This is a genomic window from Streptomyces coelicoflavus (genome assembly GCF_003112555.1).
GTDB classification, from domain to species: Bacteria; Actinomycetota; Actinomycetes; order Streptomycetales; family Streptomycetaceae; genus Streptomyces; species Streptomyces coelicoflavus.
The window spans coordinates 202,238-219,339 of sequence record NZ_BEWB01000014.1 but is presented as its reverse complement, the minus strand read 5'-3'; the positions used below and the strand labels follow the sequence as shown (position 1 = coordinate 219,339).

15 protein-coding genes are annotated in these 17,102 nt (G+C 71.2%); 8 read left to right on the top strand and 7 right to left on the bottom strand.

Annotated elements, in window-relative coordinates; all coding sequences use genetic code 11:
• Window positions 1-138 precede the first annotated feature (138 nt).
• Window positions 139-600, top strand: coding sequence for a hypothetical protein (locus tag Sco07f_RS31615; protein WP_007446322.1), 462 nt, complete (start codon window positions 139-141; stop codon window positions 598-600).
• Window positions 601-624: 24 nt separating this feature from the next.
• Here Sco07f_RS31615 and Sco07f_RS31610 read toward each other — a convergent pair whose 3' ends face one another.
• Window positions 625-1,734, bottom strand: coding sequence for a glycoside hydrolase family 43 protein (locus Sco07f_RS31610; RefSeq protein ID WP_108989811.1), 1,110 nt, complete (start codon window positions 1,732-1,734; stop codon window positions 625-627).
• Between the two features lie 262 nt (window positions 1,735-1,996).
• On the opposite strand from Sco07f_RS31610, the gene Sco07f_RS31605 reads away from it, so the two are divergent.
• Window positions 1,997-3,190, top strand: coding sequence for a glycoside hydrolase family 64 protein (locus Sco07f_RS31605; protein ID WP_007446324.1), 1,194 nt, complete (start codon window positions 1,997-1,999; stop codon window positions 3,188-3,190).
• Between the two features lie 100 nt (window positions 3,191-3,290).
• Window positions 3,291-4,148, top strand: a complete 858-nt coding sequence (locus Sco07f_RS31600; RefSeq protein ID WP_007446325.1) for a glycoside hydrolase family 16 protein — start codon at window positions 3,291-3,293, stop codon at window positions 4,146-4,148.
• Window positions 4,149-4,182: 34 nt separating this feature from the next.
• Here Sco07f_RS31600 and Sco07f_RS31595 read toward each other — a convergent pair whose 3' ends face one another.
• Window positions 4,183-4,338 (bottom strand): hypothetical protein, encoded by a 156-nt coding sequence (locus tag Sco07f_RS31595; RefSeq protein ID WP_007446321.1) that lies wholly within the window; start codon window positions 4,336-4,338, stop codon window positions 4,183-4,185.
• 359 nt (window positions 4,339-4,697) lie between these two features.
• Here Sco07f_RS31595 and Sco07f_RS31590 point away from each other — a divergent pair, with 359 nt between their 5' ends.
• From Sco07f_RS31590 to Sco07f_RS31570, 4 genes are all read left to right on the top strand, one after another.
• A complete protein-coding gene (locus tag Sco07f_RS31590; RefSeq protein ID WP_244942173.1) occupies window positions 4,698-6,947 on the top strand; it encodes an alpha-N-acetylglucosaminidase in 2,250 nt (749 codons plus the stop codon).
• 5 nt (window positions 6,948-6,952) lie between these two features.
• Complete coding sequence (locus tag Sco07f_RS31585) at window positions 6,953-7,804, top strand: glycerophosphodiester phosphodiesterase (protein ID WP_244942172.1); 852 nt, start codon at window positions 6,953-6,955, stop codon at window positions 7,802-7,804.
• 263 nt (window positions 7,805-8,067) lie between these two features.
• Window positions 8,068-8,601: a nucleotide triphosphate diphosphatase NUDT15 gene (locus Sco07f_RS31580; RefSeq protein WP_108989808.1), complete on the top strand. Its 534-nt coding sequence runs from the start codon at window positions 8,068-8,070 to the stop codon at window positions 8,599-8,601.
• Window positions 8,602-8,988: 387 nt separating this feature from the next.
• Window positions 8,989-10,185 carry a glycoside hydrolase family 64 protein gene (locus Sco07f_RS31570; RefSeq protein WP_007388007.1) on the top strand — a complete coding sequence of 399 codons (1,197 nt, stop codon included), beginning with the start codon at window positions 8,989-8,991 and terminating at the stop codon, window positions 10,183-10,185.
• Between the two features lie 110 nt (window positions 10,186-10,295).
• On the opposite strand, the gene Sco07f_RS31565 is transcribed toward Sco07f_RS31570, so the two are convergent.
• The 4 genes from Sco07f_RS31565 to Sco07f_RS31550 form a co-directional block, all read right to left on the bottom strand.
• Window positions 10,296-11,735, bottom strand: a complete 1,440-nt coding sequence (locus tag Sco07f_RS31565) for a GH1 family beta-glucosidase (RefSeq protein WP_108989806.1) — start codon at window positions 11,733-11,735, stop codon at window positions 10,296-10,298.
• Between the two features lie 96 nt (window positions 11,736-11,831).
• On the bottom strand, window positions 11,832-12,755 hold the full coding sequence (locus Sco07f_RS31560; RefSeq protein WP_007387989.1) for a carbohydrate ABC transporter permease: 924 nt from the start codon (window positions 12,753-12,755) through the stop codon (window positions 11,832-11,834).
• A gap of 12 nt (window positions 12,756-12,767) precedes the next feature.
• A complete protein-coding gene (locus Sco07f_RS31555) occupies window positions 12,768-13,763 on the bottom strand; it encodes a carbohydrate ABC transporter permease (RefSeq protein ID WP_007387990.1) in 996 nt (331 codons plus the stop codon).
• Between the two features lie 104 nt (window positions 13,764-13,867).
• Window positions 13,868-15,178, bottom strand: coding sequence for an ABC transporter substrate-binding protein (locus Sco07f_RS31550; protein WP_007387991.1), 1,311 nt, complete (start codon window positions 15,176-15,178; stop codon window positions 13,868-13,870).
• Window positions 15,179-15,505: 327 nt separating this feature from the next.
• Between Sco07f_RS31550 and Sco07f_RS31545 the strand changes: the two genes are divergently transcribed.
• Window positions 15,506-16,519, top strand: coding sequence for a LacI family DNA-binding transcriptional regulator (locus tag Sco07f_RS31545; protein WP_007388008.1), 1,014 nt, complete (start codon window positions 15,506-15,508; stop codon window positions 16,517-16,519).
• Between the two features lie 36 nt (window positions 16,520-16,555).
• Here Sco07f_RS31545 and Sco07f_RS31540 read toward each other — a convergent pair whose 3' ends face one another.
• Complete coding sequence (locus Sco07f_RS31540) at window positions 16,556-17,044, bottom strand: DUF6083 domain-containing protein (RefSeq protein ID WP_007387992.1); 489 nt, start codon at window positions 17,042-17,044, stop codon at window positions 16,556-16,558.
• Between the last annotated feature and the right edge of the window lie 58 nt (window positions 17,045-17,102).

Genomic DNA, 17,102 nt, shown 5'->3' with positions numbered 1-17,102 from the left:
CACAGTGGCTTCACCGCCCCCTGCACTTCTCGACCGATGACCAGGACCGCCCCGTTGCGGACACCTCCCCGCCTCCCGGGCCCCTCGCGCATGACAACGTTCTCCTGCCGTCCGTCGCGGCCAAAGGACACACCCCCCATGGACCCGCAGTACACCCGCGATCCACGTCCGTCCGCGGCCGCCGTCCGCGACCGCTCCCGCCTCTCCGGCGCCGCCCGCCGGCCCGGTCCCGGCCCCGGCCCGCTCCGTCTTCCCCCCGGACTGCGCGCCGGGCTGGGGCACGACGCCGTAGGCACCTCCGTGTCCCACGGGGAGCGCATCCTGGCCCGCCTGCCCCGCGCCGGCTGCGTGTTCGCCGACGGGGCCCGTTGGTGGTGGATCGTCCCGTCCGGCTCCGACATCGGGGTGGCGTGGCCGTCCGGCACCCCCTACGTCGTCGGCGACCCTTCCTGGACACGGGCGCGGCCCTCGGACCGGCCGGCCGGTGCCCGCCTGGTCCACGGCCCCGACGGCGACTCGCCCTACACCGCGCCCATCCCCCTGTACTTCCTGGTCTGCGGGCTCGCCGGGGTGCCGCCGCGCTGGTCCCTGGCTCCCTGACGGGGCGCGTGCCCGGCCGGTGCGCTACTCGAAGAACTTGAGGCTCCAGCCGGTGTCACTGGTGGGGCCGGGCACGTTGGCGCGACTGTAGGTGGTCCCGCCCCACCAGCAGAAGGTGCCGGTGTACCAGTAGCGGTTCTCCCACGCGTACGGCGTCCCCTTCGCGACCGCGTGGAACATCAGGGGGAACCTGGGGCCGGCGGGCGGGCTGGTGGCGATGTCGCCGTCCAGCAGGACGAAGCTGTGGTGGCCGGGACCGTCGACGTGCAGGGTGGGGTCCCAGCCGGCCATCATCGTGGCGCGGTGCGAGCCGAACAGGCAGCCGTTGGACTTGTACCAGTCCCACACGTACGTCGGGTCGCCGCCGGCCCGCAGTCTCAGGTCGGCCAGGCAGTACTGGTCGCTCCAACTGCCGTTGGCGGAGTACGCGATGTGCAGTTGCCCGTTCGGGTCCCTGATCGGCTCGGGGCCCTCGTTGATGAACGGGTTGCCGACCACCCTTTCCCAGCTCTCGCGGGGCTGCGAAATGACGTACCGCGCGCCGGTCGGCGTGGTCGGGCTGCTCATCCGCGCGATGTAGAGGTTCTGTTCGACGTTGGTGTCGCCGGCCCAGCCCGACCAGACGAACCACCGCTGCCCCTCGAAGGTGAACAGGGTGCCGTCGATGGCCCACTTGTCGCCGGGCAGCGCCAGCTTCGTCTCGGCCGTGTACCCGCTGTCCGCGGTGGCGGAGCCGATGACGTACATCCGGTGGGCCGCCCCGCGACCGGCCGAGAAGTAGATGTAGTAGCGGCCGCCGTCCCGCACGATCTCGGGGGCCCACACCTCGCCGTAGCCGCGGGTGTCCGTCCAGACCTGCCGGGCGGGCGCCGACGCCAGCGCGGCCGGGGAGGAGGCCCGGCGCACGGCGATGCCGCCCCCGGTGGACTGCACCGAGACGTAGGTGCCGCCGACCCGGATCACGCTCGGGTCGGCGGCCCGCATGCCGGTCCGGTCCGCCTGCGCGGGACCGGCGGAGGACACCAGGAGCAGGAGGGCGGTCAGCGCGCCGGACAGCAGGGCGGCGACGGCGCCACGCAGGCGGCGGGAGAACTTCCCGGTGCCGTTCGGCGCGCTTGCAGGCAGGGTCGGCATGTCCCTCCGCTTCCACGGGGCGTGACGGGGCGTGGTGTACATCGATGGAAGGAGACAGGTCCCCAGGATCGTAATTGACAGCGGACATGTCAATGAGCGCACCGCGACGCCCCACTTACACACGGCACACGGAAACGCGGGATACCCCTCCACTTCACCTTCCGAACCTGGAGGGCCTTCTTCCGATTGATCTCGTTCAACTAGTTGACATGTCCAGGGAAGGACTACAACGCTGCAAGTCCCCCACACCAAGGAGGACCGTGTGCTTTCCCCACGCAAGCTGACGGCGTCCCTGGCCGTCGCGGCGTCGATCGGCGCCATCGCCGTCGTCGGCGGCCCGGCCGAACCGGCTTCGGCGGTACCGGACACCATCCCGCTCACCCTGAAGAACGACTCGGGCAACGCCGAGCAGGTCTACGTCTACGTGATCGGCACCGAACTCGCTTCCGGGAAGCAGGGGTACGCCGACGAGAGCGGAACCTTCCACGCCTGGCCGGCCGGTGGCGCTCCGCCGGTCCCCGCCCCCGACGCCTCGTTCGCGGGGCCCGCAAACGGCGGGTCAAAGACCGTTCAGCTTCCGAAGTTCTCGGGCCGGGTCTACTTCTCGTACGGCAAGAAGCTCGACTTCCGGCTCGCCGAGGGCGGCCTCGTGCAGCCCGCCGTCCAGAACGCCGCCGACCCCAACCACGACACGCTGTTCAACTGGACCGAGTACACGCTCAACGACTCCGGTCTGTGGATCAACTCCACCCAGGTGGACATGTTCTCGGCGCCCTACTCCGTCGGCCTGACGGCGGGTGACGGGTCCACGAAGCAGACGGGTTCCCTGAAGCCCGGCGGGTACAAGGCGGTCGCCGACGGTCTCACACAGCAGGGCGGCGGCTGGGAGGGGCTGGTCCAGACGCGCGGCGACGGCTCGCCGCTGCGCGTCCTGGCGCCCGGGCACGGCATCGGCTCGGGCGACCTGCCCGCCGGCGTGATGGACGACTACATCGACCGTGTCTGGAGCAAGTACGCCACGGACACGCTGACGGTGACGCCGTTCAAGGACCAGCCCGACACCAAGTTCCACGGCAGGGTCAACGGCGACAGGATGGACTTCACCGACGGCAGCGGTGCGGTGGTGACCTCCTTCGAGAAGCCGGACTCCGACTCGGTCTTCGGCTGCTACAACAAGCTGGACGCCCCCAACGACCAGGTGCGCGGCCCCATCTCGCGGACCCTGTGCGCCGCGTACAACCGGTCCACGCTGCTCACCAATTCCGAGCAGCCCGACGCCGACGCCTCCGGCTTCTACCAGGACGACGTCACCAACCACTACGCCCGCCTCGTCCACGCGCAGATGCGGGACGGCCAGGCGTACGCCTTCGCCTTCGACGACGTCGGCAACCACGAGTCGCTGGTGCACGACGGCGACCCCAAGGACGCGGCGATCACGCTGGAGTCCTTCGACTGACCGGCCCCGGCCGGCCCCACCCGGCCCGGACCGCACACCCTCCCCCCACCCCGGCGTCCGCTCCCCCTCTCGTGGGAGCGGGCCCACGAAACGGAGAGACATGGCCTCCCCACGACTGCTCCGCGGTTGCCTGCTCGCCGCCCTGTCCGCCACCCTCGTCGCGGCCGCCGCGGTCACCCCCGCGCAGGCGGAACTCCGGCCGGCGGCCGCGCAGGCGGTGACGTTCTCGGACACCTTCGACGGACCCGCCGGATCCGGCGTCGACGCCGCGAAGTGGCAGCTCGAGACCGGCGACAACGTCAACAACCACGAGCGGCAGTACTACACGCCCGGCACGGACAACGCGAAGCTCGACGGCCGGGGCAACCTGGTGATCGAGGCCCGCCGCGAGAACCCGGGCAACTACCAGTGCTGGTACGGCACGTGCGAGTACACCTCCGCGCGGCTGAACACCTCCGGAAAGTTCACCGCGACCTACGGGCACGTCGAGGCCCGGATGAAGATCCCGCGCGGGCAGGGCATCTGGCCCGCGTTCTGGATGCTCGGCCAGGACATCGGCGAGGTCGGCTGGCCCAATTCGGGCGAGATCGACGTGATGGAGAACGTCGGCTTCGAACCGTCGACGGTCCACGGCACCATCCACGGCCCCGGCTACTCCGGCTCGGGCGGCATCGGCGCGGGTTACACGCTGCCGAACGGCGAGGCGTTCGCCGACGCCTTCCACACCTTCGCGGTGGACTGGGCGCCGGACAGCATCACCTGGTCGGTCGACGGCAACGTCTACCAGACCCGCACGCCGGCCGACCTGGGCGGCAAGGAGTGGGTCTTCGACAAGCCGTTCTTCCTCATCCTGAACCTCGCGGTGGGCGGCTACTGGCCGGGCGACCCCGACGGTTCGACCACCTTCCCGCAGCAGCTGGTGGTCGACGAGGTGAAGGTCACCACGAGCGACGGCTGACGGACCCCGCGCCGGGCACGGCCCCCCTCCCGTCTCAGAGGGGGGTCGTACGGGCGGTGTCGGCGCCCGGAGCATCCTCGTCCGGGGACGCCGGGCCCGCCGGGGGCGGAAAGATCAGGTCTTCGAGCGCGTCGGCGCCGAAGAGGAAGGCCATCATCACGACGGGCAGGAGCAGCGCGAGCAGAATCACAGGACCTCCCGATGGGTCGGTCTGTGGGCTTCGTGGCCCGGCTTCAAGGATGGACCCGAATGGCGGAACTCGCACGGCGGAGGACCCGGCACCCACCGAAGACCACTCGGCACGCCCCCTACCTCCGGTGACCCTTTGGCCAGCCATGCGCGCATATGCAGAACGCATGTGCGGCGCCATCTCCGCCCAGGACATGCCGGTACGTGCGGAACCTCCCCTCGGGATCGGCCACGGCCCACGTCCTCCGGCCCGCCGGCGATGGCCGAAGACCCACCTGTGCACGGCGAGGCGCCCTTGACCGGCTGCCCGCCCGCCCCCATATTCACGAGCACCCCGTCAACAACTTCGCAGAGGTGACCGTGAGAAGCCTCAGACCCTGGGCTGCCATCTGCGCGGCCGTCGCCTTCGCTCTTCTCACCACCACGCTCACCCCCGCCCCCTCCCCCGCGGCGGATTCCGCGCCGCGCGGACCGGGCTTCTCGACGCACTCCGCCAGAGCGGCGCTCACCCGGCTGCTGCCCCGGCACGTCACTCAGTTCACGCTGGTTCCGGTGCGCCGCCCCGCCTCCGGCGACTGGTTCGGCGTCTCCGGCCGCGCCGGCCACGTGCGGGTGCGGGGGACCAGTCCCGCCGCGATCCTCAGCGGGGTCAACTGGTACCTCAAGTACACGGCCAAGGTGGACCTCGGCTGGCCGGGACGCAGCACGGCGAAGCTGCCGCGCGTCCTGCCCGCACCCGAGGGCACCGTTCGCCGGCACGCCTCCGTGCCCCACCGCTTCGCGCTCAACGACACCGACGACGGCTACTCCGGCGCCTACCGCGACTGGGCCTCCTACGAGAAACAGATCGATCTCCTCGCCCTGCACGGGGTGAACGAGGTCTTCGTCCAGATGGGCGCCGACGCCGTCTACTACGAAACGCTCCAGGAGTTCGGCTACTCGAAGAAGGAACTCCGGTCCTGGATCCCCGGTCCGGCGCACCAGCCGTGGTGGCTGATGCAGAACATGTCCGGCTTCGCCGGCCCCGTCTCCGAGCGGCTGATCGAGCAGCGGGCGGCACTCGGCCGCAGGATCGCGAACCGGCTGCGCGAGCTCGGCATGACGCCCGTACTGCCCGGCTACTACGGCACCGTGCCCCCGGACTTCACGGCACGCAACCCCGAGGGAACGGTGGTCCCGCAGGGTCAGTGGGTCGGCTTCGAGCGGCCCGACTGGCTGGACCCGCGCACCGGGGTGTTCTCCAGGGTCGCCGCCTCGTTCTACCGCCATCAGCGTGAGCTGTTCGGCGACTCCACGATGTACAAGATGGACCTGCTGCACGAGGGCGGCCGACCGGGGAACGTCCCCGTCGGGGACGCCGCCCGGGCTGTGATGAACGCCCTCCAGACCGCCCGCCCCGGCGCCGTGTGGACCCTGATCGGCTGGCAGAACAACCCCTCGACGCAGATCATCGACGCCGTCGACAAGAGCAGGCTGCTCATCGTCGACGGTCTGTCCGACCGCTACGACGGCCTCGACCGCGAGACCGCCTGGCACGGCGCGCCCTACGCGTTCGGCACGATCCCCAACTTCGGCGGTCACACCACCGTCGGCGCCAACACCGCGGTGTGGGCGGAGCGTTTCGACCGGTGGCGCACCGAGCCCGGCAGCGCGCTCGCGGGCATCGCGTACCTGCCGGAGGGCACGGGCGGCAATCCGGTCGCCTACGAGTTGTTCACCGAACTCGCCTGGCGCACGGAACCGGTGGACCACTCCGGCTGGTTCGCCGCGTACGCGGAACGCCGCTACGGCCGGCCGGACCCGCACGCGGCCCGGGCCTGGGAACTGCTGCGCACCGGCCCGTACAGCATGCCGTCCGGCACCTGGAGCGAGGCGCAGGACAGCCTCTTCACCGCCCGCCCCCGGCTGACGGCCACCTCGGCGGCCAGCTGGAGTCCCGGAGCCATGCGCTACGACCCGGACACGGTGCGCGCGGCGCTGGCCGAGCTGCTGAAGGTCGCACCGGCGCTGCGGACCACCGACGCCTACCGCTTCGACCTGGTCGACGTCGCCCGGCAGGCACTGGCGAACCGCAGCCGCTCCCTGCTGCCGGAGATCAAGGCCGCCTACGACGCCGGGGATCTGTCCCGGTTCCGTGCGGGGGCCGCCGAGTGGAAGGACGACCTGGACCTGCTCGACCGGCTGCTCGCCACCGACTCCCGTTTCCTGCTCGGCCCGTGGCTGGCGGACGCCAGGTCCTGGGGCCGCACCGCGGCGGAGAAGGACGCCGCCGAGTTCGACGCCCGTTCCCTCCTGACCACCTGGGGCCACCGTTCCGGCAGCGACGCGGGCGGCCTGCGGGACTACGCCAACCGGGAGTGGTCCGGGCTGGTCTCCGACTTCTACGCGATGCGCTGGACGACGTACCTCGACTCCCTCGACACCGCACTGGTCACCGGACGGCCGCCGGCCGCCATCGACTGGTTCTCGCTCGAGAACGCCTGGAACCAGCGACATGACGACTATCCCGTCGAGCCCTCGGGCGACCCCGTGGCACGGGCCGCCGCGGTGCTCGACGCCCTGCCCGCGCCGGCGCCGCCGGCACCGGCCGCGTCCGGGACGCGGGGGTGAGGCGCGTGAGCGGCAGAGCCGCCGGTGTCGTGGTGGCGTTGCTGAGTGGGCTGGCGTTGGCGATGACGTCGACGTCCGCGCGGGCCGCGACCGACGGACCCGACGCCATCGCCCACCGCGGCTCCTCCGGCATGGCACCCGAGAACACCGCCGCCGCCATCGACCTCGCCGTCCACCAACGCGCCGACTACGTCGAAATCGACGTCCAACGCACCAAGGACGGCAAACTCGTCAACTTCCACGACTGCACCATGGAACGCACCACCAACATCGAAGACCTCTACCCCGACCGCCCCCGCTACCGCGTCTCCGACTTCACCTGGAACGAACTGCGCCGCCTCGACGCCGGAACCTGGTTCCACGACGACTACGCAGACGAACGCATCATCACCATCGACGACGTCATCCGCCACATCCAGCACACCCGCACCGGACTCCTCGCCGAAATCAGCCCCTGCAGCCAGTACGGCACCACCATCGCCACCGACCTCGCCGACGCCCTGCGCGCCAAACCCCGCTACCTCCACAAAGCCCTCACCCGGAACCGACTGGCCGTCCAGTCCTTCCAGACCGACGACGCCCACACCTTCCACACCGCCCAGCCCCACATCCCCATCGGCATCCTCGACGCCGACCGCCCCACCGACACCGAACTGACCGAACTCAGCCAATGGGCCGACCAGATCAACCCCCAGCACACCGTCACCGACCAGACCCTCGTCGACCGCATCCACCAACTCGGCATGGACATCAACGTCTGGACCGTCGACGAACCCGGCGCCATCCGCAAAATGACCAACCTCGGCGTCGACGGCATCATCACCGACTACCCCCAGACACTCACCCAGCGGGAGTGACCCGGATCAGGGGCGGGTGGCCCGGTCGCCGGCGAAGGCGCAGCATCCGGCGTCGTCCGGGACGACGGGCTCGATCCCGGGGTTCGTCTTCAGCCCGCGCGGAGGGGCCCGGGGGTCGCGGTCGAGGACGACCCGCGGCGCCGGCCGGCCGGCGCTCCCCGCACGCTCACCGAGGCGCGCAGCGTGTCGCCGTCCACGCCCGGTGACCGCCGGACTCGTGCCCGCGCTGGCTTCCGGGCGCCGTCGCGGTGTGGAATGACCCGATGAGCGATTCCGCACCGCGCGCCGAGCGCCCCGAACGTGTCCGTCCCGCCGCGCAGAGCCTCACCGGTGTCGGCCTCGCCGTCCTCGACCCCGACGGACGGGTGCTGCTGGGGCTCGGTCACGACGGACGCTGGGAGCTGCCCGGCGGCAAGGTCGACGCGGGCGAGGACTTCGAGACGGCCGCCGTCCGGGAGCTGGCGGAGGAGACCGGGCTCGTGGCGGCCCCCGGTGACGTGCGGGTGCTGGCGGTGCTCGTCGACGGCGTGGGCGGGCTGACCCGGGTGACCGCCGCGGCCGTCACCGAGCGGGCGGCCGGTACGCCCCGGGTGACCGAGCCCGACAAGATCGAGCGCTGGGCGTGGTTCGCCCGCGAGACCGTCCCGTCGGCGCTGTTCCCGCCGTCCGCCTCGGTCCTGGACTGCCTGTGGCCCGGGTCGGAGCGGCGGGGCGCCGCGGAGGTCCGACACTACGCGGTGGCCGGGCCGGCGGTGAACGGCAGCACGAGCCGGGACGGGTGCGCCGCGTCGCGGTAGACCGTGCGGGTTACGGGGCGGCCCACCGGCAGGCGGAAGGCGTCCGGCGGGAGCAGCGCGTTGTGCTCGTCGGCGAGCGGCCCGTCAGCGGCCTCGGCACCGCGTTCCTGGTCCGCGGGGTGGCGGCCGTGCCGGCGCCGGGAGGCGACCGCAAGCCCGAGTCGGCCCCCGTTCCGTAGGCGGCCCGGTCCCCGAAGCACACGGCCCGGTACCGCACAGTGGGGGCGCCGGTCGCGACGACCGGCGCCCCGCTCGCGGTACACCCGGGTGGGCGGCGGAACCTTGTGGCTGCACTCCTCATTGACATGGACGCGCCCCGGCGCAACGCTGAGAGCGCTCTCAGAATCGGTACGGACCAATTCCCCCACACCCGCACGGAGGTGGAGAGTGCTCTCCAGACTCAGACACCGTCTGCTCGCCGTGGCCGCGGCCGCAGGCCTGACCGGCGCCCTGCTCACGCTCGGTGCCGCACCGCCCGCGGACGCCGCGGTGCCCGCCACCATCCCCCTGAAGATCACCAACAACTCCGCCCGCGGCGACGCCGTACACATCTACAACCTGGGCACCTCGCTGACGACCGGTCAGCAGGGCTGGGCGGACGAGAACGGCACCTTCCACGCCTGGCCCGCCGGCGGCAATCCCCCCACTCCCGCACCGGACGCGTCCATCCCCGGACCGGCCGCGGGACAGACCAAGACCATCCGGATACCGAAGCTGTCCGGACGCATCTACTTCTCCTACGGCCAGAAGCTCGACTTCCGGCTGACCACCGGCGGCCTGGTGCAGCCCGCTGTGCAGAACCCGAGCGACCCCAACCGCGACATCCTCTTCAACTGGTCCGAGTACACGCTCAACGACGGCGGCCTGTGGCTGAACAGCACCCAGGTCGACATGTTCTCCGCGCCCTACACGGTCGGCGTGCAGCGCGCCGACGGCGGCGTGACCAGCGCCGGACAGCTCGAGGCCGGTGGCTACCGCGGGGTGTTCGACGCGCTGCGGGCGCAGCCGGGCTGGGGCGGGCTGATCCAGACCCGGCCGGACGGCACCGTGCTGCGGGCGCTCGCGCCGCTGTACGGAGTGGAGACCGGGGCGCTGCCCGCGTCGGTCATGGACGACTACATCAACCGTGTGTGGCAGAAGTACACGACCACCACGCTCACGGTCACGCCCTTCGGGGACCGCCCGGACACGAAGTACTTCGGGCGGGTCTCGGGCAACGTCATGAACTTCACCAACACCTCCGGCGCGGTCGTCACCAGCTTCCAGAAGCCCGACGCCTCCAGTGTCTTCGGCTGCCACCGGCTCCTGGACGCGCCCAACGACCAGGTGCGCGGCCCGATCTCGCGCACGCTGTGCGCCGGCTTCAACCGCTCGACGCTGCTGAGCAACCCCAACCAGCCGGACCCCTCGGCGGCGGACTTCTACCGGGACCCGGTGACCAACCACTACGCCCGGATCATCCACGAGCGCATGGCGGACGGGAAGGCGTACGCGTTCGCCTTCGACGACGTCGGCAACCACGAGTCGCTGGTGCACGACGGCAACCCGGCCGAGGCCCGGCTCACCCTCGCCCCGTTCGACTGACCTGCGGCGGACACGGGTCCGCCCCCGCTCGCCGCTTGCGCGGAGGGCGGGGGCGGACCCAAGGTGCGGCACGCCTCGCGGGGCGGCTTTCGCGCGCCGCACCGACCCGGTCAGGCGCCGGGCAGTACGCCGGTGCGGGCGACCTCGGAGTACCAGCGGGCGCTCGCCTTGGGGATGCGCGTGCCGGTCGGGTAGTCGACGTAGACCGCGCCGAAGCGCTTGCTGTAGCCGTGGGCCCACTCGAAGTTGTCCAGCAGCGACCACAGGAAGTAGCCGCGCACGTCCGAGCCGTCGACGATGGCCTGGTGGACGGCGGCCAGGTGACCGCGGACGTAGGCGATCCGGCCCGGGTCGTTGACCTGGCCCTCGGGGTCGGCGTAGTCGTCGAAGGCGGCACCGTTCTCGGTGATGACCAGCGGCATCCTCGGGAAGTCCGCGGACAGCCGGCGCAGCAGGTCGTACAGGCCGCTCGGGTCGACGGCCCAGCCCATGGCGGTGGTGTCGCCGGGCGGCTGGTGGAAGGCGACCCGGTCGGCGCCCGGCCACGGGCTGTGGGAGCTGTTGCCGTGCCCGTCGGACGTGTGGGCGCCACTGCCGTCGGTCTCGGAGACGACGGTGGGCGTGTAGTAGTTGACGCCGAGGAAGTCCAGCGGCTGGTGGGCCTGGCGCAGGTCGCCGTCCTGGACGAAGGACCAGTCGGTCAGCTCGGCGGTGTCCTTGAGGAGGTCCTCCGGGTAGGCGCCGTTCAGCATGGGGCCGGTGAAGACCCGGTTGGCGAGCGCGTCGATCCGGCGGGCCGAGTCGACGTCGCCCTCACTGTCGGTGAGCGGGCGGACGTGGTGGATGTTGAGGGTGACGGAGACCTGGGCGTCGGCGCGGACGCGGTCCCGCAGCGCCTGGACGGCGAGGCCGTGCGCCAGGTTGAGGTGGTGGGCGGCGCGCAGCGCGGCGACCGGGTCGGTACGGCCGGGGGCGTGCACACCGGAGCCGTACCCGAGGAAGGAACTGCACCAGGGCTCGTTGAGGGTGGTCCAGGTCTTCACCCGGTCGCCGAGGGCGTCGGCGGCGAGGGCCGCGTACTCGGCGAACCGCTCGGCCGTGGCACGCTCGGGCCAGCCGCCGGCGTCCTCCAGCTCCTGGGGCAGGTCCCAGTGGTAGAGGGTGGCGACGGGCTGGATGCCCTTCTCCAGCAGCTCGTCCACCAGCCGCCGGTAGAAGTCCAGGCCCTTCTGCACGGCGGGACCGCGGCCGGTGGGCTGGATCCGGGGCCAGGCGAGGGAGAAGCGGTAGGCGCCCAGGCCGAGTTCGGCCATGAGGGCGACGTCCTCGCGCCGGCGGTGGTAGTGGTCGGTGGCGACGTCACCGGTGTCGCCGTTGCGGACCCGGCCGGGGGTGCGGGCGTAGGTGTCCCAGATCGACGGAGTGCGGCCGTCCTCCGCGGCGGCTCCCTCGATCTGGTAGGAGGCGGTCGCGGAGCCCCAGAGGAAGTTCTTGGGGAAGGTGCGGGCGGCGTCCGGGGCGGACGCGGTCTGCTGTGCTGCGGTGACCACGTAAGTCCTTTCAGTGGTGGGTGTGTGCGCGGGGCGCGCACCCGAGGGGGTGGCGTGCGGCCCGGACGGCGCGGGGCCGGGCCGCACGGCGGCGGATCAGCCCTTGACGGCGCCGGCCATGATGCCGCTGACGATCTGGCGGCCGAAGACGATGAACATCGCCAGCAGCGGCAGGGTGCCGAGCAGCGCGCCGGCCATGATCAGCGACTGGTCGCGGACGTAGCCCGCGCTGAGCTGGGTGAGCGCGACGGGGACCGTCGGATTGGTCATGTCGAGCACCACGAACGGCCAGAAGAAGTCGTTCCACGCGTGCACGAACGTGATCATGAACAGGACGGCCATCGCGGGCCGCGCGATGGGCAGCACGATGCTGAAGAAGATCCTGAGCGAGTGGGCCCCGTCCACGCGGCCGGCCTCGACCAGTTCGTCGGGCAGCGCCTCCGTCAGGTACTGCCGCATGAAGAACACGCCGACCGCGCTCACCAGCGTCGGGAAGATCACGGCGGGCAGCTGCTGCGACCAGCCGAGGTCGGCCATCATCATGAACAGCGGTACGACGGCGAGCTGCGGCGGCACCATCATGGTACCGATCACCAGCATGAGCAGGGCGTTGCGCCCCTTGAACCGCAGCTTGGCGAAGGCGAACCCGGCGAGGGTCGCGAACAGCACCGTGGACAGGGCGATCACCCCGGCGACGATGAGACTGTTGATCATGGCCTTGCCCATCGCCGCCTCGTCCCAGGCCCGGGCGAGGTTGCTGAACAGGTTCGGGCCGGGCAGGAACGGGGGCGGCGTCTGGCTGACCCGGGTGTTGTCGGTGGACGCGGCCACCATCGTCCAGTACAGCGGGAAGATCGACAGGATCGCCATGACGGCGAGCAGTACGTAGGCGAGGGGTCCGGCGTGGTGCTGGCGGCCCGCGCGCTGGCGCAGCAGCCGGCGGCCGCCGCGGCCGCTCGCCCTCACGGCGGGGGTCCGGTCCGGGGCTTCGGTCCGGGCCGGGAGACTTTGGGTGGTCATGACGGCTCCAGGTCAGGACGTACGGGAGCGCAGGCGCTTGACGACGCGCTGCACGACGAAGACGAGGACCAGCAGCATGAACATCGCCCAGGCGACGGTCGCGGAGCGGCCCATCTGGTAGTTCTTCCAGCCCTCCTCGTACAGCAGCAGGCCCAGCGTCTGGTACTGGTTGTCCGCGCCGCCGGTGACGCCGTTGGGCCCCTGGCCGAAGATCAGCGGCTCGCCGAAGAGCTGGGTGGCGCCGATCGTGGAGAGCACGATGGTGAAGACGATGGTGGAGCGGATCCCGGGCACGGTGACGTGGATGAACTGCTGCCACCGGGAGGCACCGTCCAGGGAGGCCGCCTCGTACCGGTCGGCGGGGATGGCCTGCATCGCGGCCAGGTAGAGCAGCGCGTTGTAGCCGGTCCAGCGCCAGATGACGATGGTGGAGATCGCGATCTGGGCGGGCCACTTGTCGGACTCCCAGTTCACCGGGTCGATGCCGACCGAGCCGAGCGCCCAGTTGATCATGCCGAAGTCGCGCTCGAAGATCATGGTGAAGACGAGGGCGGCCGCGGCGACCGAGGTGGCGTAGGGGACCAGGGAGGCGACCCGGAAGAACAGCGAGGCGCGCATCCGGTAGTTGAGCAGGTGCGCCATGCCGAGCGCCATCATCAGCTGCGGCACCGTGGAGATGACGCCGATGGTGATCGTGTTCTGCAGCGCGTTCCAGAACCTCGAATCGCCCCACAGCTCCACGTAGTTGTCGAACGCCACCCACTCCATGACATCGAGGGTGGCCAGCTCCACGTCGTGCAGGGAGATCCACGAGGTGTAGATCAGGGGGTAGAAGCTGAACGCGGCGAAGATGATGAAGAACGGCGCGACGAACGCGTACGGGGCGCCCTTGATGTCGAGCCGGTGCCAGAGCGCGCCGCGCCGCCGGGGGGTGTCCCCGCCGCCGCTGCGGGGGGACGGACGCGGAGGCTCGCCCCCGGCCAGGGCCTTGGTGGTGGAGGTGGCCACCGGACTTCCTTCCTCAGAGCGGATGTGTGAGCCGGGCGCCGGGCCCGCCGGCCAGGACCTGTTCCTGGACGCGGGCGGGCCCGGCCGGCCTCGGGAGCGGAGAGTCAGCCGACGGCCTTCTCGATGCGCTCCCCGGTGGTCTTCCACGCCTCTTCACGCGTGGCGTCGCCCTGCTCGATCAGAGCCAGACCCTGGGAGAAGGTGTCCTTGATCGTGCCGTCCTTGCGGCCGAGGACCTGCTTGTCCGGGATCTCCTGGGCGGCCGCTCCGAAGATCTGCCCGATCGGTGCGCCGCTGAAGTACTCGGACTTGGCGTTCTTCACCTCGGGGCTGTCCAGCGCCGTGCGGGAGGAGGGGATGTTGCCGATCTCCTTGAAGATGTGGGCCTGCTGCTCGGGCGCGGTCAGCCAGGCGACGAGCTTCTTGGCCTCCTCCTTCACCGGGCTCTGCTCGACCACGCCGAGGAAGGAACCGCCCCAGTTGGCGCCCTTGGGGGCCTTGGCGACGTCCCACTTGCCCTTGTTGGCGTCGCCGGCCTTCTCACTGATGTGGCTGAGCATCCACGCCGGGCACACCGCGGTGGCGAAGGTGCCGTTGGCCAGGCCCGGGTCCCAGCCCGGCTGGAACTGGCGGAGCTTGGCCGTCAGGCCTTCCTCGGCCGCGTCGGCGGAGAGGTTCCAGGCCTCCTTGACGGCCGGGTTGGTTTCGTAGATCAACTCGCCGTTCTCGTCGTAGTACTGCTCGGGGTAGCCGTAGACCATGGCGTTGAACAGGCCGCTGGCCGCGTCCATGTAGGCCACGTCGCCGTCCTTGAAGCCCTTCTTGAAGGTGCGGCCGACCTCGACGTACTTGTTCCAGTCGCCCGCCCACAGCTTGGCGACCTCTTCGCGGTCGGTGGGCAGGCCCGCCTTCTCGAAGTAGTCCTTGCGGTAGCAGACGGCCATCGGGCCGATGTCGGTGCCCAGGCCCAGCACCTTGCCGTCCTTGGTGCTGATCTGGGACTCCTTCCACGGCAGGAAGTGGTCGGTGCCCTCGACCTTGGAAAAGTCCGCGAACTTGTCCGCCTGGGTCTCGGTGATCTCCTTGGCCCGGCCGATCTCGATGCCCTGGATGTCCTTCAGGCCCTTGCCCGCGGCGAGCCTGGTCTGCAGCGCCGTGTAGTACGTCTGCTCGTCGCCGGCTATCTCGGCCTTGATGTCGACGTTGGGGTTCTCCTTCTCGTACTGCTCGAGAAGGCCGGTCTCCTTGATCCCCATCACCCCGTACATGCCCATGGTGATGGTCACCTTGCCGTCCTTCTTGCCACCGCCGGTGGCCGAGTCGTCGCTGCCGCCGCAGCCGACGACGAGCGCCAGCGCGCCGACGGCCGCGGCCGTCGCCACCGCCCTTCTGCGCAACGAACCGAGAGTGCCCATGGATCTCCTCCTAGCGACGGCGCTGACACATCGGAGTGACGAGTTCTGCGATGACTACTGCGATGGCTACAGCGATGAAAGACAGCGGTTCGAACACGGTGTGGGAACGTGCCCAATTTTGGTGGGCACGTTCCCACCAGCGCAACGAAGACTCGTGGCAACGGGCCGATCTGTCAATGACTTGAACGCAAGTTCGCGCGGCGACCCGCCCGCCGCGTTCGCCTCACAGGGCCCTGGGGGTGCTCCGCCGGGCTCCGTGTCTGCAAGAATTGCCGCAGGTCACCTCCGCGGCAGGCATCGCAGCCGCGGCCGCCGAGGGGGGAGTTCATGACCGGCAACCGCCGTCCAACGATCAAAACGGTCGCCGCCCGCGCCGGCGTGGGCCGCACCACGGTCTCCCGGGTCGTCAACGGCTCGGAGCTGGTCAGTGCCGATGCCCGGGAGAGGGTGCTTGCGGCGATCAAGGAACTGAACTACGTTCCCAACTCGGTCGCCCGCGGCCTGGTGACCAACCGCACCAACGCCGTGGCCCTGGTGATTCCCGAGTCGGAGAGCCGGCTCGGCTCGGAGCCGTTCTTCGCCGCGCTCATCCGCGGTGTCAGCGGCGCCCTCGCCGAGAGCCGCACCCAGTTGCAGCTCATGCTGGTCCGCGACCAGGCCGAGCGGGACCAGCTGACCGAGTCGGTCGCGACCCGTCGCGTGGACGGCGTGCTGCTGGTCTCGGTGCACGCCGAGGACCGGCTGCCCGGCATGCTGGAGGAGATGGGCCTGCCCACCGTGCTCGCCGGCCGCCGCGACGCGGGCGAACGGCTGAGCTACGTCAACTCCGACAACGCGGGCGGGGCCGCCGCCGCGGTACGGCATCTGCTGGGCAGCGGACGGCGGCGGGTCGCCACGATCACCGGCCCGCTGGACATGGACGTCGGCCGCAGCAGGCTCGCCGGCTGGCGCGCCGCGCACGAGGAGGCGGGCGTCCCGGCTCGGGAACTCCTCGCCGAGGCGGGTGACTTCACCGAGGAGGGCGGCGCGAGCGCCATGCGTTCGCTTCTTGAACGTGTGCCGGACCTGGACGCCGTTTTCGCCGCGTCCGACCTCATGGCGGTGGGTGCCCTGGCCGAACTGCGCCGGTGGAAGCGGCAGGTACCGGGGGACGTCGCCGTGGTCGGCTTCGAGGACTCCATCCTGGCCCGCCACACCAACCCGCCGCTGACGACGGTGCGTCAGCCGGTGGAGGAACTGGGCCGGACCATGGCCCGCATCCTCACCGACATCACGCAGCACGGTGCGCCCCGGCAGCAGATGACGCTGCCGACGGAGCTGGTGGTGCGCGAGTCGTCGTAGGCCCCCACACACAAACGACCGACCGTGGCCGGGCGCTCATCCGGCGTCGGGCAACGCCTCCGGGCGGTCCGTGCCGTCCGTCCGCCGCAGCGCCCGCCGGGCGTTCTCCTCGCGCACCGCGTCCAGCCACCGCCACGGTCTGATCTCGTCCAGGGACAGGCCGGGGCAGGTGAGCTGGTGGGGGACGCGGCAGGTGGCGCCGGGCAGGGGCTCGTCCAGGCCGCCGTTCCAGGCCTGCCCGCCCGGGTCGACATGCCAGCGGTGTCCGCCGGGGACGAGGTGGGCGGGCACGGTGAGCAGGGGTTCGAGCAGGACGTGCTGGCCGGTGTAGGTGGGGCGGCGTTCTCCGGGCAGGCCGCAGTGCGGGCAGACGGGGCGGGCCGGCGGCTCCGGTCCAGTGGCGCCGTCGCGGACGGCCTGCCGCCGGTCCATGCTCTCCCAGGGCCGGGGTGCGTCAGGGGCCGGCTGCCGGTGTCCGTCCGGGCCCGGCACCGGGAAGAGGTTCGCTTCGTGGGTGTCCCCCATGCCTGTGAGTGTGTAGGACCGCGCGCGGGCCGGGCAGGGCGCAGGGCGGGCGCACCGG